This is a genomic window from Roseovarius sp. B-10 (assembly GCF_056859295.1).
Genome location: NZ_JBSXOE010000027.1, coordinates 24,889 through 47,885, shown reverse-complemented (window position 1 = coordinate 47,885; position 22,997 = coordinate 24,889). Strand labels below are relative to the sequence as shown.

Sequence of the window (22,997 nt, the reverse complement as noted above, 5' to 3'; positions counted from 1 at the left end):
CCTCAGCCGCGCCAGTCGAAGAAGCCAGGCCCCGCCCGCGCCAGCAGCCCCGCGGCCATCTCGGCCCCCAGCGCCGCGCCGTCCTCGACCGGGGCGCTGGCGTCGTCGGCGTGGGATTCGCTACCATCGGGGCGCAGGATCTCGCCGCGCAGGCGCAGCGTGCCGCCGTCGATCTCGGCCAGCCCCGCGATCGGCGTCTCGCACGATCCGTCGAGCGCGGCGAGAAAGGCGCGCTCGGCGGCGAGGCGCTGGCCGGTGAACGGATCGTGGATCGCCTCGAGCATCGCCGCCATCCGGCTGTCGTCCTCGCGCCGCTCGATGCCGATGGCGCCCTGCGCCACCGCCGGAAGCATCACCTCGGGCGCGATCGCGGCCGTGGCCACGTCGGCGCGGTCCAGCCGGTTGAGCCCGGCCATGGCCAGGAAGGTGCAGGCCGCCACGCCCTCGTCGAGCTTGCGCAGCCGCGTCTGCACGTTGCCGCGAAACTCCACCACCTTGAGATGCGGGTACGCCACCAGAACTTGCGCCCGCCGCCGCAGCGACGAGGTGCCGACGCGTGCGCCCTCTGGCAGGTCGCCAAGGCCGCTTGCACGGGGTGAGACAAACGCGTCGCGTACATCCTCTCGCGGGAGGTAGGTGTCGAGCGTGAGCCCGGCCGGTTGCAGCACCGGCATGTCCTTCATCGAGTGCACCGCGATGTCGATACCACCCGTCAGGAGCGCATCCTCGATCTCGCGGGTGAACAACCCCTTGCCGCCGATCTCCTTGAGCGGTCTGTCCTGCACCCGGTCGCCGGTGGTCTTGATCACCGATATCTCGAACGCCTCCTCGGGCAGGTCGAACGCAGCCTGCAGCCTGCAGCGCGTCTCGTGCGCCTGCGCCAGCGCCAGCGGCGAGCCGCGCGTGCCAATCTTGAGAGGGCGGGTCGGGAAGGGCAGATCCTGTGTCATGCCAGCGGGTTTAGTCGCGACAAACCGGCGTGGCAAGCGCACCGCAGCTTGACAACGCACGCTGTCAGGGAGACCACACCCGAAACGGAGGACACCATGCCCGACACGACCCCGCCCAAGGCCAAACCGATCCTGCGCGCGCTCGCAGGCGAGACGCTGCCCACCCCGCCCATCTGGATGATGCGGCAGGCAGGCCGCTACCTGCCAGAGTATCGCGCGACCCGGGCCGAGGCAGGGGATTTCCTGTCGCTGTGCTACAACAGCGACTTGGCGACCGAGGTGACGCTGCAGCCGATCCGGCGCTACGGCTTCGACGCGGCGATCCTGTTTGCCGACATCCTGCTGGTGCCGCAGGCGCTGGGGGCTGACCTGTGGTTCGTCACCGGCGAAGGGCCGAGGCTCTCGACCATCACCGACCGGGCGGGGCTTGACCGGCTGAAGCCTGCGGCCGACATCCATGAGACGCTCGCACCGATCTACCAGACGGTGCGCAACCTGTCGGGCGTGCTGTCGCCGGAGGTGGCCCTGATTGGCTTTGCCGGGGCGCCGTGGACCGTGGCCACCTACATGATCGCCGGGCGCGGCACGCCTGACCAGGGGCCCGCCCATGCGCTGAAAGACAGCGACCGCGCGGTGTTCGACGCGCTGATGGAGCGGCTCACCGAGGCGACGATCGAATACCTCTCGGCGCAGATCGAGGCCGGCGCCGAGGTGGTCAAGATATTCGACAGCTGGGCCGGATCGCTCAAGGGCGCAGATTTCGACCGCTACGCTACGGACCCCGCCCGCCGCATCACCGCCGCGCTCAAGGCGCGGCACCCCGGCATTCCAGTCATCGCCTTCCCGCGCGAGGCGGGAGAGAAATATATCGGCTTCCACGGGAAAACCGGGGCCGATTGCGTCGCGGTAGACGATTCAGTGAGCGCCGAATGGGTTGCCGAGCATGTTCAGGTGGATGGCTGCGTGCAGGGCAACCTAAAGTCGTCGCATATGGTCACGGGCGGCGAGGAGATGATCCGCGACACCCGCCGCATCGTCGCAGCGCTGTCGGGCGGCCCGCACATCTTCAACCTCGGCCACGGCATCACCCCCGATGCCGATCCCGATAACGTGCAGCGGATGATCGACGCGGTGCGCGGCTAAGTCTCTGGATTCAGTGGTGAGCCGTGCAGGATTCGAACCTGCGACCCACTGATTTGTCAACGGCTGCGTAAAACCAGGCCATTTGGCGGGCGCTGGGACCGGCATGGCGCTGTCAGGGGCCATTCAATTGGAGGGATCAACCGTCGCCGATGGCCTTTCGGGCGCGACTTTGCCCGAGCCGGTAGCTTTCGCCGTTCATCTCGAGGATGTGGACATGATGGGTCAGTCGATCCAGGAGAGCGCCGGTGAGGCGCTCGGACCCGAAGGTTTCTCGAAGGCGATTATATACGTGAGAAAGCAGAATGACGGATGGTCAGGGCGAGCGAAAAACAGAGGTTACGCCAGAGATGGCAGACTTAGGGGCGCGTGTTCTTCAAGAGAGCGAAGCTATGACTTATCAGCAGCTTGCTGCCGAAGTTTTTCGTGCAATGCTGCAAATGTATCGTGATAGGCCCACTGATGAAAATCGCAAATAAGAAGTGAGGAAAATCTACCAATATCTCGTGCAGTTTGAGCGAGCTTGTCGTGGGAGTATGTGATTTTTTGCTTCTTGTAGTGGACGGTGACTTGTTCAGGTGTTCCGTTATCGTCCAGCCAATACGTGCCGTGAACCAAGCTGTCCCTGGTTTTCTTTAGTTCAAAAACAGGCTCCAATTTCTGCACGAAAACATCGCTTGCGTCCGGTCTGGCATCTTGGAGGCAGTGCGGAGCTAGCTCGCGGAGTCGCCTTAATTGATACTTCATTTCGCGTCGGGCGGTCTGAGTTCTTACTGTGTCTGGGACGGCTGGGTTGCGATCCCATTGATCAACTTGGCTGTAAACTGCTTCACATAGGTGACCCCATTGAACTACGATAGCTCCAATCAGAGCGATACTTTCCGAGCTCACGGAAAGTGTTAAGTTGCGGGCGGGCGGCTCGGCACCGCCGTAGGCTTGGAGGGACTTCGTGGCTGGCGAAACATCGTTTGAGGACACAGTAAGAAACCTTCTCAAGATGAAGCCCAAACCCCACAAGGGGAAGGGCGAGAAGAACGAGGGTGAGCCTAAGCCCACCCCCGAACGGTCAGAGAAGCCCGAAAGCGACTCTGACCAGCGTTAGGACTATACCGATCCATGTGGCTGTCGATTTCAGCCGGATCGTCACGTCCAACCGGAAGTGAATACGCATTAGATCGTGTCCTTTGCGCGCTCACCCGGGTGAGCAGTTAGATACTGCTCAGTATTTATAGACCGCCCCTAAGTCGGCGGTTCGAGCGCCCCTGATGGCCACTTGGCGCGCTCTTGCGAGTGAGGAATGCAATCATCTTGGTTCCCTTCACCCTTAGCCCCCTGACGCTAACAGGGGACATAGGGCCGCTAAGCCCTAAGCGGGGTTCCGGGTATCCATGCCCTGCCATACAGGGGTGGGTCCATAGCGCCGCCTGAGTCGGAGCCTAGCTGCCCAACTGCTCTTTGAGGAGTCTTTTCAGTAGTCGCTGAAACCCCTTACGGGACCATCGCTGATTAGGCACTCGCCCGTGCGTTAGTCCGCCGATAGGTGAGGCGTTTGCCTTCTGCGCCCTTGAGGATCGCAGCGGCTCGGGCCGTGTCGTCAATATCCTTGCTGGCGCGGGCGTTATAGCGGAACTCGAACTCAGCCGCGTAACGGTGCAGGTGTTGGCGTCCACAGTGTTGATAGACGCCCTTCATGCCGCGCTTGAAGATGGAGAAATAGCCTTCAATCGTGTTTGTGTGGACGTCTCCGCGCACATACTCGCCAGCGCCGTGACGGGTAAAATCATGCGAGGCAAAGTCGCGCTTGAGGTTCACATATTGCCCCGCCTCATCGGTGTAAATCACGGCTTCCTTGTCGATGTTCTCTTGAAGGATGGGCAGCAGGGTGGATTGCTTGAGATCGTCCACGACGATTGAGCGGGCCATCCCGGTGTTGCGGTCAACAAGGGACAGGATTTTGTATTTGTGGGCGTAGCCGCGCCCCTTCTTCTCGCCCTTCGGCTTCTTGGACTTGTCGCGACCGATGAAGGTTTCATCAACCTCAACGGTGCCACCGCCGGAACCGAAGGAAACGGGATCATCGTTGCGCATGGCCTCGCGGATGCGATGGAACATGAACCAAGCGGTTTTGTAGGTCACGCCAATGGTGCGATGCAGTTGATGGGCGGAAATGCCCTTCTTTGACGAAGCCATCAGGAACGTGGCGAGAAGCCACTTGTTGAGCGGAACCTTGGAGCGCTCAAACACAGTGCCCACGGTGACAGAGAATTGCTTGCGGCAATCGCCGCACTGGTAAAGGCCGGGACGGTGCTTTGTGCCTTCCATCTTCCTGCACTTCTCTGTGCCGCCGCAATGAGGGCAAAACACACCATCGGCCCAGCGTGAGGCTTCCAGATACTCTCTGGCGGCGTCAGGGTCGGTAAAGATTGGATCGGTGAGGTTCATGGCGTCAACTCCTTGAACCTTATATACGAATCGGCGGTTGCTTTTTCAAGTATATAATCGCCTTCTCGAAGGGCAGGTTGCTGGTGATCAGGGTGGCGCCGCGCTCATGGCGTTGCGATACTCGCCTTCCTGCTCCCGGTCTTCGTGGACCTGATGATGGACAACCCGAATGAGGACTGGGGGCGGCCATTTTATCCAGTGGTCGAGTAGCAACATCGGCCGGTCAACGTCATGCCTCCGACCGTTCGCGCACTCGCGCCTGTTCCCGCATTACAGCGTAATCCGCCAGCATCTCCGCGATCACCGAGCCGTCCGGTGACAGCGCCAGCTCCTCAGCCGCCCGCGCCCAGAATTCCCGGCTGTACTCGACGATAGGCGGACAGGCTCCAAGCTAGTCCTCCTCATAAGCGCCCGTCGCGCCGCCGCTCAGCCAGATCGTTGCGAGAACGAGGACGACGCGCCGCTGCCGCGAGCATCGGTCGTTGGGCCTCATGGGTTCTCTCCATAGTCTCGAGCTGCTCGGTAAGCGGGTCGGCGCGCTCGCAGGCGCGGCGCAGGGCCAGCAGGGACAGAAGGATCGCGCGGGCGATGAGGCCGTAGCGAAGCGCCCCGCGCGCCCATGCTGATCCGGCGAACGTGGCGATGAGCCCGCTGATCACCGCCGCCCTCGGTGCCAGTCGTCGAGGGCGGCTTAGATCGTGACCACGATGCCCGCGAGCGCAATGAGGCGCCAACGCATGGTGTCGAGATACGGACCAGCAGCAGGATGGCATTTTGCGTCTCGGCCAGCACCTGCTGCGCCACCTCGACGCCAACCGCGCCGCGCGTCGCGACGCCCGCCGCGGGCTCATCCCGCCGCTAGCCTAGCTCGCGGTTCCTTTCGCCGATATCCCAGAACAGCCCCGCCATCAGCCGCAGCGCGTCACGGCAGACGGGTTTCAGGACATGCTCGTCAGGCGCGTGCTGTGAACAGCCGCGATAGGAATGCGGCACCCAGACCGTCGGCAGCCCGAGTATCTCGGCAAAGGCGTCATTGGGCAGCGATCCCGCGAGGTTGGGCAGCACATGCGGCGCCTGCCCCGATGTCCGCTCCAGTGAGGCGGCGGTAAACCTGACCCAAGGATGATCCGGGTCGAGCCGCGTCGCCCGGAAAAACCCGCGATCATGCGGCACGATCTCAACCGCCTCGAACCCCTGCGCATCCAGATGCCGCCGCAGCGCGGGCAGAATGTCCTCGGGTGTCGTGCCCACCACGTAACGCAACTGACAGGTCGCGCGCGCATGGGCCGAAATGGCGTTGACCGGGGCCTCGGGCACGCCGCTCTTCATCGCGAGGATGGCAAAGCTGTTCCAGCCATAGGCGCGCTCGGCGGGGGTCAGGCTTTCCTCGCCCCAATCCGGGTCGATCGCCGGGCCGTCGCCGCCCTCGATGGGCAGGCCCCCAAGCGCCGCACGCACGCTGTTGCTCAGACTGTCGGGCCGCCATTCGGGAATGCGGATCTGCCCGCGCGCATCGGTGATGGATGAGAGCGCCTGCGCCAGGATCATCGCTGGATCGGCCAAGAGCCCCCCCCAATTGCCCGAATGATGCGCCCCCTCGCGCAGGTCCACCACCAGATCGAATGTGACCCCCCCGCGCGAGCCCATGAACATGGTGGGCGTCTCGGGCTGCAGACGCGGCCCGTCCGAGGCGATCAGCACATCGGCCTTCAGCGCGTCCTTGTGGGCCGCAAAGAAATCGTGCAGCCCCGGCGATCCGGTTTCCTCGCCGGTCTCGATCACGATCCGGCAATTGAACCCCAACTGCTCGCGCGCCGCGATCACCGCCTCCATCGCCGCGATGTTGATCAGATGCTGCCCCTTGTTGTCGGCGGTGCCCCGCCCATAGAGCCGGTCGCCCTCCTCCACCAGCCGGAAGGGATGCAGCCCCTCGCGCCACTGATCGGTCTGGGCGCGGATCACATCGCCATGCCCATAGCTCAGGATCGTGGGCAGATCATCGCCCTCGTGCCGTTCGCCAACCAAGAGCGGCCCCGCCCCCGATGCGGGATTGTCGTGGATGGCGCAGGTGAACCCCATCGCCGTAAGGCGCGGCAGCATCGCCTCTTGCAGGTAGCGCCGCAGTTCCGAGGCCTGATCGGGGTTCTGGCTCTCGGTCTCGTAGGCCACCAGATCGGCCAGGTCGGTCTGGAACCGGCCCTCGTCGAAATAGGCGGAAATCGTGTCGATCGCGGCATCTCTGGTCATGGCTGTCCTGTCTTCTCTTCTGCTACGGCATCGCCCCAGGGCGACATGATCTCGGTGCAGCCCGTGTTCACTGTCCCCCGCCGCATCACGCCGGCAGGGCAGGCAAAGGCATAGGGGAACGGGCTGCGCCGGGTGGTGTGCACGACATGCTCGGCGCGTAGACGCGCCAGCACCTCGGGCGGCAGGGTCTCGTCGGCGACCACCGCAGCGCCGCCAGAGACGTCGATGCGCGGATGATGAAAGGCCGCGCCGATCTCCATCCCGTAATCCGCGACGAAGGACGCCAGCTGCACCATCGCCGAAACGATCTTGCGCCCGCCCGACGCGCCGAAGGCAAGGCGCGCCCCGCCTGCGTCGCCCAGGATGGGGCAGACATTCATCAGGCAGCGCTTGTCGGGGGCCAGCGAATTGGGCCGCCCCGGCACCGGGTCGAACCACATGATCCCGTTGTTCATGGTGAACCCGGTCGAGGGCGACACCACCCGCGACCCGAAGATCGACAACAGCGTCTGCGTCTGCGCCACCATGTTGCCGTCCCGGTCCACCACCGAGAAATGCGTGGTGCAGCCCTCATGCGCCTCGCTCTCTCCGCTGTCGCCCATCGTCTCCAGCCGCTCGGCATAGGCCGCGTTCAACCCGTCGGCATAGGCGGCAAAGGCTTCGGCGCCGGGCACAGCACCCATCTCCCGGCCCTCCATCACCCGCAGGGCATGGGCAAAGGTCGGCCCGGCGGTCAAACCCGGCAGCACGTCGAACCGCGCCCCGCGATAGGCGACACTCAGCGGATCGCGGAACACCGCCTCATAGCCGCGCAGATCGTCATGGCTCAGGCTGCCGCCCTTGGCCTGCATGTCGGCGACCATTGCCACACCCAGATCGCCGTCGTAAAGCGCCCGCGCCCCGTGCCGCGCGATCTGATCGAGACTGTCGGCCATGCGCGCCTGATCCAGCCGCTTTTCCGCCAGGGCCGTCCAGCCCGAGATCGTGGGCCACAACCCATCCTCGAGAAACAGCGCCGCTGCATCCCGGTCCTTGGCCAGTTCCCGCGTGGTCGAGGCGATGATCAGCGCGGCATACCAATCCACCAGCATTCCCTCGCGCGCATGGGCGATGGCAGGGGCCAGCAGATCGGCCCAAGGCATCCGGCCATAGCGCGCGTGCATCCGCCCCATGCCATCAACCAGCCCCGGCACCGCCACGGCAGTCGCGCCTTGCACGTTGCGGTCGCCCTCGACCTGCTCCCACGGGAAAAGATCGCCCGCCACCCCCTTGCCCGTCAGCGGATAGTCGGCGGGATCAAGCGCCGCCGGTGCGCGCATCCCGTAATCCAGCGCCTGTGCCCGGCCCTCCTCGGCGCGCCACAGCATCAGCGCGCCGCCCCCCGCCGGGCCGCTCATCCACGGCTCCAGCACGCCGATGGCAAAGGAGGTGGCAATCGCGGCATCCACCGCATCGCCCCCCGCCGCCAGCACCTCGGCCCCCGCCTGCGCGGCCAGCCGATGCTGGGCTGCGACGATGCCGTGTTCGGTCTCGATGACGGACTTGGTCGTGGTCGCCGTGCGCGACAGGTTCACCGACATGTCACGCCGCCTTTGGATTGTGCATCGGGCTTTGCGGGTCGTGCAGGTGGCATTCCACTCGCCCCGCCGAGGTCTCTACGGCGCGCGGTGCGGTGGTCTTGCACAGATCGGTCGCCATCGGGCAGCGCGGATGAAAATGACAGCCCGAGGGCGGGTCGATGGGGTTGGGATAGGCCATGCCAAGCTGCGTGTCGGGCACGCCCAGCCCCGGCTCCGGCGTCAGCACCGACTTGAGCAGGGCCTGCGTGTAGGGGTGGCGCGCCTCGTCGAACAAGCCAGCCACATCTGCCTCTTCGACGATCCGGCCCAGATACATCACCGCGACCCGCGTCGCCAGGTGCTCCACCACCGCCAGGTCATGGCTGATGAACAGATAGGTCAGCCCGAATTCGCGGCGCAGATCGCCCAGCAAGTTCAGGATCTGGCTCTGCACCGACACGTCCAGCGCCGAGGTCGGCTCGTCGCAGATCACGATCTCTGGCTTCATGATCAGCGCGCGGGCAATCGCCACGCGCTGCCGCTGCCCGCCGGACATCTGGTTGGGAAAGGTGTTCATGACTCGCGCAGGCAGGCCCACGATATCGAGGATCGAGCGCACTTCCTTCTCCCAATGCGCCCGGTCGCCGATCCCGTGCACCCGCAACGGCAGCGACACGATATCAAAGATGCTCTTTCTCGGGTTGAGCGAGGAATAGGGATCCTGAAAGATCGGCTGAATCCGCCGCGCCAGCGTCATGCGGTCCTGCGCGCCGATCTCTTCGCCATCGACCAGGACCTGCCCAGCCGTGGGCGCCTCCAGCCCCAGCAGGATCTTGGCCAGCGTGGACTTGCCACAGCCCGACTCGCCCACCAGCCCCAGCACCTCGCCACGCGGCAGCGAGAGCGACACGTCATTAACCGCCGTCAGAGGCCGCGCGGTGCCAAAGAGGCCCTGCTTGACGCGGTAGGTCTTGGTCACGCCGCGCAGTTCCAGAATGGCCGGGGATTGCGTGCTCATGCGGAAACCTCCTCTTCGGCGTGGCGTGCGCCGTCGGGGTGAATGCAGCGAAAGGCGTGTTCGCCCTCCTTACGATGGGGGATTTCGGCGCGGCACTCGGGCCGCGCATGCGAGCAGCGCGTTCGAAAGGCGCAGCCCTCCACCTCGCCGATGAGCGACGGCACGATGCCCGGAATGGTGCCAAGCGTGCTGCCCCGCTCGGTCTTGCCCGGCTGCGGAATGCAGCGCAGCAGCCCGCGCGTATAGGGGTGCGACGGGGTGTTGAACACGTCGGCTGCGGGGCCGGTTTCGACCAACTCGCCCGCATACATCACCGCCACCTTGTCGGCGACGCGCGCGACCACGCCCAGATCATGGGTGATGAGGATCATCGCCATGTTCATCTCTCGACCCAGATCGTAGAGCAGCCGCAGGATCTGCGCCTGAATCGTCACGTCGAGCGCGGTGGTGGGCTCGTCCGCGATAATCAGTTCCGGCTCGCACATCAGCGCCATTGCGATCATCACCCGCTGCCGCAAACCACCCGACAATTGATGCGGATATTGGCCCAGGCGGCTGCGGGCGGCAGTGATCCCGACCTTTTCCAGCAATTCCACGGCCCGCTCCCGCGCCGCCTCTCGCCCCACGGATTTGTGCAAGAGCAGCGCCTCAGTCAGCTGATCGCCAATCGTGTAGGCCGGGTTGAGCGAGGTCATCGGCTCCTGAAAGATCATCGCCATGCGGTCACCGCGCAGGGCCCGCATGGCGCGCGGCTTGGCGGTCAGGATGTCCGTGCCGTCGAAATCCATCCGGTCGGCACTGCGCCGGATGGTCTTGCCCAATAGGCCCATCAGCGCCAGCGAGGTCAGCGATTTGCCTGATCCGCTCTCACCAACGATGCACAGCGTCTCGCCGCGCATCAGGTCGAAATCGATGCCGCGCACCGCGTGCAGGGTGCCGCCGCCCACGGGAATATCCAGCGTCAGGTTGCGCACGCTCAGCAGGGGATTCTCCATGGTCTCAGCTCCGGTTTTCGGGGGCGGTGACGTCGCGCAGACCGTCGCCCATCAGGTTGATCGCCAGCACGAGGATGAACAGTACGGCCCCGGGGATGAGCACCATCCACGGCTCGAACAGCATCATGTTCTTGCCCTCCGACACCATCAGACCCCAGCTTGGGGTGGGCGGCTGAACGCCCAGCCCGAGGAACGACAGCGCCGCCTCCAAGAGGATGGCATGCGCCATTTCCAGCGTCACCACCACGATCAGGTTATTGGCGATATTGGGCATGATTTCGGACAGGATCACGCGCGGAGTCGAGGCGCCGATGGCGCGCGCGGCGGCCACGTATTCCCGCCCCCGCACCTGCAGCGTCGAGGCGCGCATCACCACCGCGAACCGGTCCCACAAAAGCAGCCCCAGCACCACGATCACCACTTGGAGCGATCCGCCAAGGATCGCCACCACCGCGAGCGCCACCAGAACCACCGGCATCGCCAGCCGCACGTTGATGAGAAACGTCACCACCATGTCCACGCGCCCGCCAAAATAGCCGGCGGCCACCCCCATCGCGGTGCCGATCACACCCGAGATCAGCGCCGCGATCACCCCGATCATCAGCGACACGCGCGCGCCGTAGATCAGCCGCGACAGGTAATCGCGCCCCAGATGATCCGTGCCCAGCGGATGCTCCCAATCGCCACCCAGAAACACCGGCGGCTCCATCCGGGTCATCAGGCTTTGCGCATAAGGGTCATGCGGGGCCAAGAGCGGCGCAAAGATCGCGATCACCGAGAGGATCACCAGCACGCCCGCGCCGATCATCAGCCCCTGATGGCCGAACACGCGCTTGCGCAGCATCTGACCGGGCGTCGGGCCGGTGATCTCTGCCAGGATCGGATCATGAGTTTCAACTTTGGTCATCTCAGCTGCTCCGCATGCGGGGGTCGAGCCAGGCATTCAGCACATCGGCCAGGAAGGTGAAGACGATGTAGAACATCGAGAATACGAGGATCAGCGCCTGCACCGTCGGCAGGTCGTTGCGCGCGATGCTCTCCCACGCGAGGAACCCCGCGCCATGCAGCGCAAAGATAGACTCGACCACGATTGAGCCGCCCAGCATGAAGCCCATCTGCACGGCAGCCAGCGACACCACCGGAATGATCGCGTTGCGCAGCGCGTGGCGGAACAGCACCCGCCCCTCCGGCGCGCCCTTGGCCCGCGCGGTGCGGATATAATCCGAGGACAGCACGTCGAGCATCCCCGCCCGCGTCAGCCGCATGATCGCGGGCATCGCGTAATAACCCAGCACGATGGTCGGCATGATGAAATGCGCAGGGCTCGATGCGCCCGAGGGCGGCAGCCATCCCAGCTGAATGGCGAAAATCACGATCAGGATCAGGCCGAACCAGAAGCTTGGCATCGCCTGCCCCGCCACCGACAGGAACAGCGCCACCCGGTCGATGATCGAGTTGGGCCGGATCGCCGCGGCCACGCCCAGCGGCACGGCTGTCAGCAGCGCGAAGGTGATCCCGCAAACCCCCAGCGTCATGGTCACGCCCAGCCGCTCGACGATCAGCGACGACACCGGCAGGCGGAAATAGTAGCTTTTGCCGAAGTCGAATTGCAGCGCCGAGACCAGCCAGTCGCCATATTGCACCAACATCGGGCGGTCAAAGCCATAGAGCTTTCGGATCGCCTCGATATCCTCGCCGCTCGCGGTCTCGCCCGCCAGCGCGGCGGCCGGATCGCCCGCCATGAACAGCAGGCTGAAGCTGATCAAGGACACGGTAAAGGCCACCAGAACGGCAAGGCCAAGTCGTTTCAGGATGAATAAGAGCACGGGAAGGCCCCTCGATTTCTGGCAGGTCGCTGGATGCGCTGAGGGCGGGGGGCCGCGGACGCGGCCCCCCGGTTCAGTCGGCGTGGATCAGTTCCACCCCATCGTGGTGAAGCGCAGCACCTCGTCGGCGGTCGGCGTATACTCGACCTCCTTGGTGAACACGTAGTTGGTGTTGTACGAGAACATCGGTGCCCAGTAGGCTTGCTCGGTGATCCGCTCGATGGCCTTGGTGTAATGCTCCTTGCGCGTCTCGGGATCGGTCGCACTGTCGGCCACCTCCAGATCGGCCAGCACCTGGTCATCGCGCGCATCGTCAAGCGATCCGTGTTTGAAGAACTGGCTGACCATCGCCGAGGCATCGTTGACCGAGAAGCTGCCCCAGGTCAGGAAGGCGAGCGGCACATCACCGGTCATGTTGAGTTCGCGCAGCGCGGAATACTGCAGGAACTTGAAGTCGGTCTCGATGCCCACGGCGTTGAGATAGCTCAGGATCGCCTCTGCATACTGGCGGTCCCGATAGGCATAGAGCTCGGTCTTGAACCCGTCCGGATAGCCCGCTTCGGCCAGAAGCGCGCGTGCCTTTTCGGGGTCGTAGTCATACTGCTCCGCCGCCTCTTCAATGCAGCCGAACTGGCTGGGGAAACAGGGCGTCCAGATAACCTTCGACTTACCCTTGAGCAGGGCATTGACCAGCTCCTCGCGATTGATCGCGTGGTTGACCGCGCGGCGCACCCGCAGATCCGTGAACGGCGTCTCTCCCGAACGCCCGGCGGCATCCATCGAGAGATACCCCACCCGCATGGTGGATTCGTTGGCAACGGTGAATTGACCCATCTCCGCCAGCTTCTCGGACTGGTCCGCGGGCACCTGCCAGATCAGATCGAGAGAGCCGCTGAACAGTTCCGCCATCTGCGTGTTGACGTCCGGGATGGTGCGAATGTCGATATTGGTGATCTCGGGCTGGCCCTTGGGGCTGTCATGGTAATTCTCGTTCTTCTCCAGAACGAAATGCTGCCCCGGCGTGACCGAAACCACCTTGTAGGGGCCAGTGCCCACCGGCTCCAGACCCATGCCTGACGGGCCCACTTCTGCGTAATACTCGTTGGGATACATCGAGACCGGTCCGGACAGGAATTCGATGGCCGCAGGGAACTTGTCCTTGAGGTGGATGCGCACGGTGTAATCGTCGATCTTCTCGGCCGATTTCATCCAGTTCACGTTGCGCTGCGTCTTTACGCCGTTCTCTTCCCTGGCGACGAAATTGACCGTGTAGACCACGTCATCGGCGTTGAACGGCTCGCCATTGTGAAAGGTCACGCCCTCGCGCAGTTTCAGCTCCAGCGTCAGGTCGTCGATCCATTCCCACGACGTGGCGAGGTTTCCGGAATACTCGTTGGTGATCGGATCGCGATAGATCAAACCATCCCACACCGCGCGTTGCAGCACGACGCCCTCACGGGATGAATTGAAGTAGCTGTCGACGTTCTCGAGCTCCTTGGTGAACGCCACGCGCAGGGTGTCGTTGGCCTTTTCCGCATATGCCGCACCCGAGGCCGCGACGATTGCCAGACCGGCGAGGGTATGTCTCAAAGAGGACTGTTTCATGTCTCTCTCCCTATTTTGGTCGCGCGCCGATATGGCGAGGCGCGTGATATCGGTATTTTGTTGACGTATCATATTATGATACTTATAATCGCCATGTGATCCATTAACGCGAACATCACGTATGGCGTCAAGCCCCACGTCGGGGACCCGGGAACATTTTGTGAGAGGCTTATGAAAACAAAGCAGAATACCCTCTATGTCGGCTCTCTCGCCAAGGGGCTGCGCCTGTTGCGCGCCTTCGACGAGGGCCATACCGAGTTGTCGCTCGCAGAACTGGCGCAGCGTACCGGCCTCGACAAGAGCGCCACGCAGCGCCTCGCCAACACGCTCCACGTCGAGGGAATGCTCGACAAGAATTCGGTCACGCGCCGCTTTCGTCCTTCCCATGCGTGGCTGCAAATGGCCTATGCATATTACTGGTCCGATCCGCTCATCGGGCAGGCCATGCCCAAGCTCATCAGCTTGAGCCAGGACCTGGGCGAGACAGTGAATCTCGCCGAAATCTCGGGCGACCATATCATCTATGTCAGCCGACTGCCCTGCAAACGCACCTATTTCGCGGCCACCATCATCGGCCGCCGCCTACCGGCGCTCTCGACATCCGCCGGACGCTCAATGCTCGCGACATTCCCCGAAGAGGAAAGGCAAAAGGCGATCGAGACATGGCCCATCACCCCCTTCACGCCCAGCACGACGCTCGACCGCGCACAGATCGCCAGCAGTATCAAAGAGTCCGCCAGAGATGGCTATGCGATTTCGACCGGTCAGATGATCCTTAACGAAATCGGCGTCGCCAGCCCGATAATCGGTCATGACGGACGCGCATTCGCGGCCGTGCAATGCTCGGTTTCCGCCCATACATGGACGCGCGAGCGCATAGTGGCCGACATCCTGCCCAAGCTGCAGGACACCGCCAACGCTATCTCCCCTGCATTCCACGCGAATCATGCGGGTTGGGACTGAAAATCTATTCATCAAGCGCGAAGAGGCGCTCGATTATGGTGGATACATGGGGGCAGGCGGTGTCCAGTGGCGTGGTGTGGGAACTGGGGTTCACCTGCCTCCGGAGTGCGCCCCTCGGGCTGGACCAGTCAGGCGGCTCTTTTTGACCAGGGCGCGGCGCCGTCGATAAGGTCGACCGATCCCCACCGGGCCGCCGGTTTAGCTTACCCAAACGTGAAGAAGCATCTTGCGTCCTCGGAGTTCCACTGGGCCAAGGTCGCGCAGGGCGAGTTCGTCGATCCAGCGAGCGGGCGTGCCGCTTTGCTGTAGCAGCGTGTCCGATATGGCAATCCGCGCACCTGCGCCCTTGGCCACCTCCTGTAATCGGCTGGCGGCGTTCATCGCATCCCCTACCATCGTGACATGGCTGTGGTCCGCGCCGCCAAGCGCGCGCACTTCGACCGGCCCGTAATGCGCGCCAAGACGCAGTGAATGCGCCGGATCGTCCTGTGTTTGCGTAACGTCCGCCGCAAAGGAAAGCGCCGCCGCGGCGTCGCCCGGCGCGGGCTCAGGCAGGCCGAAGGTCACCAGCGCGGCATCCCCTACGATTTGATCTACCACGCCGCCATGCTCGGCGGCCAGCCGGGCAATCCGTTGGTGGAACTGGTCCAGCAGATCGCCCGTGCCTTTCGGTCCGATCTTTTCACTCCGGCCGGTGAAGCCCGAGAGGTCAACGAACAGGGCCGCGGCGTTCATCTGGCGGCCCGTGAGGGCGGAGAGATCACTTTCGGCGAGCGAGCTGCGCAGACTTGGGGCGTGGTACTGCGCGAGGTTGCGCGCGTGGCGGGCGTGCTTCACGGCCTGCACCGTGATACCGAGGCCCGCCGCAAGCGTAAAACAGATCAGCACGGTCGTCGCATCGAGCCACCAGCCCGCCAGGAATGCCACTTGCAGGGCCACGCAGGTGGCGAGGGCGAGGGCGGTCAGGGCGGGCAGAACGAAGCGGGCGCGCTGGCGGGCCGCGGGATAGGCGATGCCCGCCACGATGAGGGCGAGCATCCCACCGAGGGCCCAGGCCACATGGTCGCGCCGGAGTGTGCGGCCTTCGATCAGGTTGGCGGCGAGTGTTGCGTGGGCCTCGACCCCCGGCATGGCAGGATCAAAGGGCGTGGGGTAGCGGTCCCGTGCGCCCTGTGCCGAGACGCCGAGAAAGACGATCCGCCCCTCAAGGTTTGCCTGGTCTAGATCGCGCAGAGGCCATGTCGGTACGGTTCCGGTGTCGCCATAGAACACGAGCGGGATTGCGCCGAACTGGTCGAGCGGTACGGTGGTTCGCCCGAGGCTGATCGTCCCGCCCGCACGCGCGCCGCGCAGCACAATTGGCGTGAACCGCTCGGGGTCGGCGGCGCGAAGGGAGGCCAGTGCCAATCCAGGGATCCATGCGCCCCCGTCGACCGCGACGAAGGGTAGAGCGGCGGGCAATCGGCGTAGTTTTCCATCCGGCTCAAGCGCAAGGTTGACATGGCCGAGCGTGGAGGATGCCGCAAAGTCTGGCAGCGGCCCGATCGGCATTTCCAGGGCCCCAGATGTTGCGGAGACGGCGGCCTCCACAGCGCTGCGGTCGATGGCGTCGGCCAGCGTGTCGTCCACGAAGGGTGGCCCGCCGCGTGCGGTCGCAAGCACGACCGGACCCGGGCGCGCCAGCGCCGCATTTAGCGCGTCATCCCGAGGGGTAGGGTCGGCCAGCAGCAGGTCCAGTACGATGGCCGACGCGCCTTGCGCGCGCGCGGCGCCGATGGCCGAAGCAAGCACCGATCTTGGCGGCGGGAACTGCCCAATCTGGGCGATGTCAGTATCGTCGATCAATATAACCGCCACGCCTTTGGGCGGTGGCAACGGGCCGCGCAGCGTGACCCGTGCGTCAAGAAGTTGCCCTTCGAGCGCCCCCACTATGCCCGCCCGCTCGCCCGGATGCCAGAGAACTGTGGCGATCACCAGAAGCGCCACAAGGGCCGGCACGACCCGCCGACGCCACCGGCCTACGCCTACCAATCGGGCCCCAAGCGTTCGGACTGCCCGTCAATCCGGCCTTGGCCCCATTGCTTGACCGGGCCGCCGCTGCCATCCGCAGCCACGTCTATCCCGTCGCCGGGCGTGAGGCGAACAGTGTCCTCGGCGAAGCCTACAAGAACGACGCCGTCGCGCACGAAGGCGGCTGTTGCGTTGTCGTCAACTTCGATCGTCCATTCCGTAGAACGCACGGCGGCCACGGCGGAGGGCGTTCGCACGACGAAGCCATCGCGCCGCCCACCCGGACGAAGAAAGCCCACGATCCCGCGGAAAACATCAATGCCCGACGTAGACGTTGCATCACCCTCGGGGCGCAGCAGCCGGTCTAGTCCGATCCGGGTTTGTGCGCCCACGACGATGGCGACTTCGCCGGTGCACCGGATCGTCACTTGCGCCCTGCGGCGCGTAATGATCCTGTCGCCCGATAGAACCATCTCACCGGCGGTGAGACGATCCCGATCTTCACCGCGTTCAACGAGCACGCGGCCGCTAGTCCGCGTGACCTGACATTGGTCGGCTGATTGTGCAGAAGACGCGCCGGGCGTCGCCAAAATCGCGCATGAAAGCGCCAGAGCGCTGGCGCAACGCGTCCCGCATCTTTTCAGAATCAAAAGAACGTTATGCATCATGCCGGATACTAACTCTGGCATACCCCGTGTTGTCTACTGTTCTGACATTTGCTGTCAGTCTTGGAGGGCGTTGATGCCTGTGCGTTAAGTGTTCAGTCCTGCCATCTCGTGGATCGGGTCGAGGATGAAGCGATCCGGCTCTGAGAACCAGATTTTGCAGATGTGTGCGCAGCTGATCGTGGCTGTCGTCGCGCTACACGAGAGCAGAGTATCGCTCGGAGAACAACGGTCAATCAGGTGCTGTAGCTGAAATCGTAGGCCTCGTCGCAAGGCCCGCTTTTTTCCGCAAGAGCATCAGCCTTTCCCGCCTGCTCAGGTCACAGGCTTTGCACATTTTCGAAAGCGTCCAGTGGCATTGGCATGGCCAGGGTGAAGGTCTTCATCGTCTTCCCGGCATGGTGCCCGCCAACCAGCTTGAGCAATCCCGCATCTTCGAGCGCCCACCGCTCGGCCAAGAATCGCCTCTTTGACAGGGATGTCAGCCCTGCCTCTCTCATGGCGCGGCGACAAAGCGGAAACGTCTTGCCGGGGCCATGGGCTCCACCCGACATCACGCGGGTTGAGCCTCCTGCGTTTGCGCGGCGTTCGCGACGAGCCGCTTGGTGACCGTGCGCATCACGGCCATGGCGAACTTGGGGTCTTCATACTGCAATCGCGTAAAGCGTTTCTCGTCGAGTTCATAGACAACCGTATCCTCCAGGCACCGAACCGTCGCCGATCGCTCGGCACTGGCATTGAAGAAAGCCATCTCGCCGAAAATCTTGCCTGCGGCCACAGTTACATTCTGGTCCTCAATTTCAACGCGACCCTCGGCCAAATAATAGAGGCAGTCGACCGGATCACCCTTTGTGAAAATGACATTGCCCGCTTGGATGACACGTTTTTTTCCATACGCCATGGCGGCGGAGAAGTCAGGTTCCGACTCGTCCGTCATATGCGTCACCAACCTGCGCAGTGCGATGATTTCATAGAGGCGATAGGCGTTGATGGGTAGCAAGGTGAGTTCGATCACCAGAAGCGGCCAGACCTGAAACACGCCGCTATAGATGATGAAGCAGATGGACGACGCCATCGCCAGGAGCCGCAGCGGGATCATCGAGCTCGTTGCGAAGGTGGCCACCTTCAATACGACAGCGAGCCAGCCAACGGCCTGAATGATATGGTGTGCAGTGATTGATTCCATTGGCTTTTCTCCTAATGAGCCCGTCGAGATTGAGTCCAATCATGAATTGGGTCAGGCAATGCCGCGGCGTTACCGCTTCCTCGCGGTAATATATAGGTCAAGGGGCGCGACTCATAGTCAATAGATGATGGTCGCGGCACCGGCGCGGGAGGAAACGCAGACCTTCGGGCCGCTATCATATCGGACCACGACGCGGACCAGAAGCCGGAGAACTCTCGCCAACGGCGGTAGAAGGTTCGGGGGCAGACCATCTTTATGCCACGCGCTCAATATATGGTCAGCGCCGGAATGAACGAGATCGCCATCAGAACGCCGAGCGCCACGAGGTAGAATGGCAACAGCGACTTCTCCCCTCGCCGATCCCGACTTTTGCGATGGCGGCCGATATGAACAGCATCGTTTCCAAGGGCGGCGTATAGAGCCCGATGGGGAGGTTCACCGCCATCCTCAGGCAAAGGCTGTACCGGGTCCAGACCGATTGCCTGACCGATGGTCACGAAGAGCGGACCGAGCAGCAGCACCGCCGCTGGCAGGTCGAGAAACGCCCCCACCACCAGCATTACGAGGTTGAGCGCCAGGATGATCATCCATGGCTCGCTGATCGTATTAGCGACCCAGACGGCCAGATCCTGCGGCACCCGCTCTGCCGCCAGCACCCACTGGATCGTTGACTAAGCCATGATGATGAACTTTACCGCACCGGTCATCATCGCGGTATCCACCACGGCGTTCGGCGAGAACTGCCAGATGAGAATCTCCGTATTCTCAGAACCTTGACGACGCGGAGAGGGCAGCTTGTCGATATGCGCAAGCGACTCAAGGCTCAGATCAGCGCTCGCAAGAAGCAGGGTGTTTCTGCCGACGTCGAGACCATGGACGATGATCTACAAAACGTGCTCGGCGCCCAGATCTCTGTCATCGAACAAAGGATCGAAAACGTTATTGCTCAGACGGAGCCACTTGCCGCAAAGGCGAACCTCCTGCGGTCAATCCCCGGAATTGGGCCCGTATCCGCGGCGATGCTGATCGCTGAATTGCCTGAACTCGACCGAATGACATCAGGCGAAGCCGCTGCCATCACCAGCCTGGCGCCAGTCCCACACGACAGCGGGGCGATGCGAGGCAGGAGAGCGATCGCGGGCGGACGACGGTCTCTGCGACATGTGCTGTTCCAAGCTGCGCTCGCTGCCGCCTGCCACAATCCAGTTCTCAAGCCAGTCGCAAAGCGTCTCAAAGAGCGCGGAAAGCCGCACAAGCTCGTCATTATCGCAATCGCGCGAAGGCTGATCACAATCGCCAACGCGATCATCAAAACCGGCATACCTTGGCAGATTCAGCCCGGCGAATAGACACAGTTGCTCGACGGCAGACAGGTTTCGTAGCGAGCGGTCTGGTTGGGTGGTCCCAACGTAAACTGAGGCTATCCGCCTACGATTTTGGCCTGTACACTAATCGAGTGCAAAGGGGAAATTATGCGGCCCCGGAATGCTTGCATGGTTGATGGCCGGCCCAACTAAGAGAGATTTGAGATGACGACCGAGAACAATGCGGTGTTTACCACTGGCAGCATTATGCGTCACGTGTCGGTTTCATCTTTTACGGCGAGCATCGGCCTGATGGCGATTTATGCGGTCGATCTGATAGACCTGATATTCATTTCGATGCTCGGGTATGAGGTGTTGGCCGCCGCAGCGGGCTATGCCAGCGCCCTCATGTTCTTTACCAGCGCTATCAATATCGGGGTGTCGGTCGCTGCGGGAGTATTGGCATCGCGGTCAATCGGCTCGGGTGACAAGCTGGAGGCCCGGGAATACGCCACCAGCACAGCGATGTTTTCTGTGTTAACCTCTATCATTATACCACTGATTCTATTGTCAAATATAAAGTTTTTCCTAGGGCTTCTGGGTGCCGAGGGCAAGGTGGCCGAACTGGCTGCAACCTATCTTTGGATAATCATCCCGTTTACGTGGGTATCCGGGCTGTCCATGGTCACCGTAACGGTCCTGCGAGGCTACGGTGAGAACCGGTTGGCGATGTTCCCATCGCTTTTCGGGGCGGTGACCAACGCCGTACTGGATCCAATCTTGATCTTTGGTCTGAATATGGGAATGGAGGGCGCGGCCTGGGCGACGGTGGCGGCACGGTTTGTGACGCTCGGCTTCGCGCTTTATCCGGCGATGCGCCGCCACAACGCCTTTGTCGCACCTAAACTCAGGTTGCTCTGGCGTGATTACCAGCCGGTTTCATACTTCGCCTTTCGGGCTGTACTGACAAACGTGGCCACGCCAATTGGCACCGCGATCGTTACCCGCGAAATGTCGAAATTTGGCCCTGAGGCGGTCGCCGGCATGGCGGTGATCGGGAGGCTGACGCCGGTTGCATTTTCGGTGATCTGGGCGCTTGCGGGCGCAATCGGGCCGATAATCGGCCAGAATTTCGGCGCCGGCGACATGGAGAGGGTCAAGAGGGCTTATGTCGACGCTCTCAAGTTCGTTGCGATCTACGTGTTGTTCATCACCCTGGTCCTGCTCGTGTTCCGTGGCCCGATCGCCGCGCTGTTCGGTGCCGAGAACCTGACGAAGTCGCTGATATTCCTCTTCTGCTTCCCCTTGGCGCTTGCCTCCTTCTTCAATGGCGCGATTTTCGTCGCCAGTGCCTCGTTCAATACGCTGGGCCGCCCGTCTTATTCGACATGGCTGAGTTGGGGGCAGAACACCCTGGGCACTTGGCCCTTCGTCGTCGTTGGCGGTATACTCCTCGGCGCGCAGGGAGTGTTGATCGGGCAGGCTATCGGGAGCGTCGTATTCGCTTCAGTCGCGATATGGCTGGGCTGGCGGCTGATCAACAACCCGCCGGATAATCGCGGTGTGCTCCGCCACCATCACCCCCTATTTGGTCATGGCAGCCTCATCGCGCATACCCTACACAAGCACACGGGACACCGGTGATCCTAACCGAGGCACGCGAGCGGGGCATGCAGGATTAGAGCATGCTGCTCAAAAGTGGGAACCGGTCTTGAGTCCCTTGAACATGCGAAATCAACGAGTTGGAGCGTGTCGCGTGAATGAGAATGAACGCGACACGCTCTAGTCCAATACTTCCTTGCGGCGGCCCATGGTCCCGACACGTGCAGACTGTCGCGCCCCTGACCTGCCACCCAACTTTCCGCCACGCGCGACCGGATCACAAGGCTTCTGGTCCGCCCCCGAACCTTCTACCGCCGTTGGCGAGAGTTTTCCGGCTTCGATCAGGGTGACAGGCTGGTGATGTCCCCCGATTTCGTCAGCGTGATCGGGACCTTGTCGCCGATCGCGCTGTGTGGCCGTTCCTCATTGTAGTATCGACGCCAACTCTCCAACTTTTCGGCCGCATCTGCAAGCGTCAGGAACCAGTGGGCGTTCAGGCACTCGGCACGGAACCGGCCATTGAACGCTTCGATGAAAGCATTGTCTGTCGGCTTTCCCGGCCGTGAGAAGTCGAGCGTGACACCGCGCTGATAGGCCCACAGGTCCATGTCGCGGGAGATGAACTCGCTGCCCTGATCGACCCGGATCGTCTTGGGGTAGCCCGATCTGCGGCACACCCGGTCCAGCGTCGCCACGACATCCTCCCCGCGATAGCTGAACCGCGCGTCGAGCACCGGAACGTATCGCGAGAACGTGTCCACGACCGTCAGAATCCGAAGCTTCTTGCCCGTCGCCAGCTGGTCATGGACAAAATCCATCGCCCAGACATCGTTCGGCCCGACGGCTTCGGCACGGTCATCGCGCAGCTTGGCCTTCACCCGCCGTTTCGGCGTCTTGTTCCTCAGCTGCATGCCCAACTCCCTGTAAATGCGATAGACTTTCTTGATGTTTATGCCCCAGCCCTCGCGCTCCAGGAGCACATGAACCCGGCGATAGCCGTAGCGCACGCGTGTCTCGCAGATATCTTTGATCCGCTTTTCCACGGCAGCCTGATCGGCGCGGCGGGATTTGTAGTGGAACGTCGAACGATCAAATCCGATGGCCCCACACGCCGCCCGGATCGAGACCGCCCAATCGCTGCACATCCCGCGAACCAGTTCGCGCATCCGACCGGGCTTCAGATCTTTCGCCGGATGACGTCTTGCAACATCTCGCGGTCCAGCGCCAGATCGGCCACGATCTTCTTCAACCGGCCATTCTCATCCTCGAGCTGCTTCAGCCGCTTCATCTCGGTCGGCAAAAGGCCGGCATACTTCTTCTTCCAGTTGAAGTAAGTCGCCTGGCTGATGCCTGCCTTGCGGCAGATCTCAGCTACCGGCGTGCCTTCTTCGCCCAACTTGATGATGAACGCCTGTCTCGCGCGTCCGAAAACTTCGATGCCTTCATGTGAGTCCGCTCCTCTCCCAGCCGGGAAATCATAGCGGA

Annotated in this window: 20 protein-coding genes and 2 pseudogenes; 4 read left to right on the top strand and 18 right to left on the bottom strand. The window is 62.9% G+C overall.

The features are described 5' to 3' along the window. Positions 1–2 precede the first annotated feature (2 nt). A complete protein-coding gene (hemC, locus tag AC13D8_RS06680) occupies positions 3–950 on the bottom strand; it encodes a hydroxymethylbilane synthase (protein WP_482968203.1) in 948 nt (315 codons plus the stop codon). A gap of 96 nt (positions 951–1,046) precedes the next feature. Here hemC and hemE point away from each other — a divergent pair, with 96 nt between their 5' ends. Further along, positions 1,047–2,093, top strand: a complete 1,047-nt coding sequence (hemE, locus tag AC13D8_RS06675; protein WP_482968202.1) for a uroporphyrinogen decarboxylase — start codon at positions 1,047–1,049, stop codon at positions 2,091–2,093. 136 nt (positions 2,094–2,229) lie between these two features. Here the strand turns inward: hemE and AC13D8_RS06670 are convergent. The 11 genes and pseudogenes from AC13D8_RS06670 to AC13D8_RS06620 all read right to left on the bottom strand — a co-directional run. After that, positions 2,230–2,403 (bottom strand): annotated as a pseudogene (locus tag AC13D8_RS06670) (ATP-binding protein); the annotation flags it as partial. Positions 2,404–2,480: 77 nt separating this feature from the next. Beyond that, on the bottom strand, positions 2,481–2,756 hold the full coding sequence (locus AC13D8_RS06665) for a hypothetical protein (protein ID WP_482968201.1): 276 nt from the start codon (positions 2,754–2,756) through the stop codon (positions 2,481–2,483). Between the two features lie 840 nt (positions 2,757–3,596). Beyond that, a complete protein-coding gene (locus tag AC13D8_RS06660) occupies positions 3,597–4,532 on the bottom strand; it encodes an IS1595 family transposase (RefSeq protein WP_482968200.1) in 936 nt (311 codons plus the stop codon). 401 nt (positions 4,533–4,933) lie between these two features. Then, entirely contained in the window at positions 4,934–5,191 is a 258-nt protein-coding gene (locus AC13D8_RS06655) for a hypothetical protein (RefSeq protein WP_482968199.1), read from the bottom strand. Positions 5,192–5,390: 199 nt separating this feature from the next. After that, positions 5,391–6,779 (bottom strand): M20 family metallopeptidase, encoded by a 1,389-nt coding sequence (locus AC13D8_RS06650; RefSeq protein WP_482968198.1) that lies wholly within the window; start codon positions 6,777–6,779, stop codon positions 5,391–5,393. Further along, on the bottom strand, positions 6,776–8,359 hold the full coding sequence (locus AC13D8_RS06645) for a gamma-glutamyltransferase (RefSeq protein ID WP_482968197.1): 1,584 nt from the start codon (positions 8,357–8,359) through the stop codon (positions 6,776–6,778). The genes AC13D8_RS06650 and AC13D8_RS06645 overlap by 4 nt, the downstream gene beginning before the upstream one ends. Before the next feature lies 1 nt (position 8,360). Then, positions 8,361–9,356 carry an ABC transporter ATP-binding protein gene (locus AC13D8_RS06640; RefSeq protein WP_482968196.1) on the bottom strand — a complete coding sequence of 332 codons (996 nt, stop codon included), beginning with the start codon at positions 9,354–9,356 and terminating at the stop codon, positions 8,361–8,363. Then, the gene (locus AC13D8_RS06635; RefSeq protein ID WP_482968195.1) at positions 9,353–10,351 is read right to left on the bottom strand and encodes an ABC transporter ATP-binding protein; all 999 of its coding nucleotides are present in this window, start codon (positions 10,349–10,351) and stop codon (positions 9,353–9,355) included. The genes AC13D8_RS06640 and AC13D8_RS06635 overlap by 4 nt, the downstream gene beginning before the upstream one ends. Positions 10,352–10,355: 4 nt before the next feature. Beyond that, positions 10,356–11,258, bottom strand: coding sequence for an ABC transporter permease (locus tag AC13D8_RS06630; protein WP_482968194.1), 903 nt, complete (start codon positions 11,256–11,258; stop codon positions 10,356–10,358). Between the two features lies 1 nt (position 11,259). After that, positions 11,260–12,177 carry an ABC transporter permease gene (locus AC13D8_RS06625; RefSeq protein ID WP_482968193.1) on the bottom strand — a complete coding sequence of 306 codons (918 nt, stop codon included), beginning with the start codon at positions 12,175–12,177 and terminating at the stop codon, positions 11,260–11,262. A gap of 87 nt (positions 12,178–12,264) precedes the next feature. Next, a complete protein-coding gene (locus AC13D8_RS06620; RefSeq protein ID WP_482968192.1) occupies positions 12,265–13,782 on the bottom strand; it encodes an ABC transporter substrate-binding protein in 1,518 nt (505 codons plus the stop codon). 171 nt (positions 13,783–13,953) lie between these two features. Between AC13D8_RS06620 and AC13D8_RS06615 the strand changes: the two genes are divergently transcribed. After that, complete coding sequence (locus tag AC13D8_RS06615; RefSeq protein WP_482968191.1) at positions 13,954–14,745, top strand: IclR family transcriptional regulator; 792 nt, start codon at positions 13,954–13,956, stop codon at positions 14,743–14,745. A gap of 198 nt (positions 14,746–14,943) precedes the next feature. On the opposite strand, the gene AC13D8_RS06610 is transcribed toward AC13D8_RS06615, so the two are convergent. From AC13D8_RS06610 to AC13D8_RS06590, 5 genes are all read right to left on the bottom strand, one after another. Next, positions 14,944–16,743, bottom strand: a complete 1,800-nt coding sequence (locus tag AC13D8_RS06610; RefSeq protein ID WP_482968190.1) for a CHASE2 domain-containing protein — start codon at positions 16,741–16,743, stop codon at positions 14,944–14,946. A gap of 26 nt (positions 16,744–16,769) precedes the next feature. Then, on the bottom strand, positions 16,770–17,423 hold the full coding sequence (locus AC13D8_RS06605; RefSeq protein WP_482968189.1) for a FecR family protein: 654 nt from the start codon (positions 17,421–17,423) through the stop codon (positions 16,770–16,772). A gap of 317 nt (positions 17,424–17,740) precedes the next feature. Next, on the bottom strand, positions 17,741–17,878 hold the full coding sequence (locus AC13D8_RS06600; protein WP_482968188.1) for a hypothetical protein: 138 nt from the start codon (positions 17,876–17,878) through the stop codon (positions 17,741–17,743). 95 nt (positions 17,879–17,973) lie between these two features. Continuing rightward, the gene (locus AC13D8_RS06595; RefSeq protein ID WP_482968187.1) at positions 17,974–18,606 is read right to left on the bottom strand and encodes a cyclic nucleotide-binding domain-containing protein; all 633 of its coding nucleotides are present in this window, start codon (positions 18,604–18,606) and stop codon (positions 17,974–17,976) included. Positions 18,607–18,872: 266 nt separating this feature from the next. After that, a complete protein-coding gene (locus tag AC13D8_RS06590) occupies positions 18,873–19,262 on the bottom strand; it encodes a TRAP transporter large permease subunit (protein ID WP_482968186.1) in 390 nt (129 codons plus the stop codon). A gap of 147 nt (positions 19,263–19,409) precedes the next feature. Between AC13D8_RS06590 and AC13D8_RS06585 the strand changes: the two genes are divergently transcribed. Both AC13D8_RS06585 and AC13D8_RS06580 read left to right on the top strand, forming a co-directional pair. Continuing rightward, complete coding sequence (locus AC13D8_RS06585) at positions 19,410–19,955, top strand: transposase (RefSeq protein ID WP_482968185.1); 546 nt, start codon at positions 19,410–19,412, stop codon at positions 19,953–19,955. A 180-nt stretch (positions 19,956–20,135) separates the two neighbouring features. Continuing rightward, positions 20,136–21,554, top strand: a complete 1,419-nt coding sequence (locus AC13D8_RS06580; RefSeq protein WP_482968184.1) for an MATE family efflux transporter — start codon at positions 20,136–20,138, stop codon at positions 21,552–21,554. Between the two features lie 299 nt (positions 21,555–21,853). Here AC13D8_RS06580 and AC13D8_RS06575 read toward each other — a convergent pair. Then, a pseudogene (locus AC13D8_RS06575) lies at positions 21,854–22,958 on the bottom strand (IS3 family transposase). Between the last annotated feature and the right edge of the window lie 39 nt (positions 22,959–22,997).

Bases quoted from the DNA above. Each gene is read 5' to 3' on its own strand.
- hemC (WP_482968203.1), bottom strand. From the start codon at position 950: ATGACACAGGATCTGCCCTTCCCGACCCGCCCTCTCAAGATTGGCACG.
- hemE (WP_482968202.1), top strand. From the start codon at position 1,047: ATGCCCGACACGACCCCGCCCAAGGCCAAACCGATCCTGCGCGCGCTC.
- AC13D8_RS06660 (WP_482968200.1), bottom strand. From the start codon at position 4,532: ATGAACCTCACCGATCCAATCTTTACCGACCCTGACGCCGCCAGAGAG.
- AC13D8_RS06650 (WP_482968198.1), bottom strand. From the start codon at position 6,779: ATGACCAGAGATGCCGCGATCGACACGATTTCCGCCTATTTCGACGAG.
- AC13D8_RS06645 (WP_482968197.1), bottom strand. From the start codon at position 8,359: ATGTCGGTGAACCTGTCGCGCACGGCGACCACGACCAAGTCCGTCATC.
- AC13D8_RS06640 (WP_482968196.1), bottom strand. From the start codon at position 9,356: ATGAGCACGCAATCCCCGGCCATTCTGGAACTGCGCGGCGTGACCAAG.
- AC13D8_RS06635 (WP_482968195.1), bottom strand. From the start codon at position 10,351: ATGGAGAATCCCCTGCTGAGCGTGCGCAACCTGACGCTGGATATTCCC.
- AC13D8_RS06630 (WP_482968194.1), bottom strand. From the start codon at position 11,258: ATGACCAAAGTTGAAACTCATGATCCGATCCTGGCAGAGATCACCGGC.
- AC13D8_RS06620 (WP_482968192.1), bottom strand. From the start codon at position 13,782: ATGAAACAGTCCTCTTTGAGACATACCCTCGCCGGTCTGGCAATCGTC.
- AC13D8_RS06615 (WP_482968191.1), top strand. From the start codon at position 13,954: ATGAAAACAAAGCAGAATACCCTCTATGTCGGCTCTCTCGCCAAGGGG.
- AC13D8_RS06605 (WP_482968189.1), bottom strand. From the start codon at position 17,423: ATGATGCATAACGTTCTTTTGATTCTGAAAAGATGCGGGACGCGTTGC.
- AC13D8_RS06595 (WP_482968187.1), bottom strand. From the start codon at position 18,606: ATGGAATCAATCACTGCACACCATATCATTCAGGCCGTTGGCTGGCTC.
- AC13D8_RS06585 (WP_482968185.1), top strand. From the start codon at position 19,410: ATGCGCAAGCGACTCAAGGCTCAGATCAGCGCTCGCAAGAAGCAGGGT.
- AC13D8_RS06580 (WP_482968184.1), top strand. From the start codon at position 20,136: ATGACGACCGAGAACAATGCGGTGTTTACCACTGGCAGCATTATGCGT.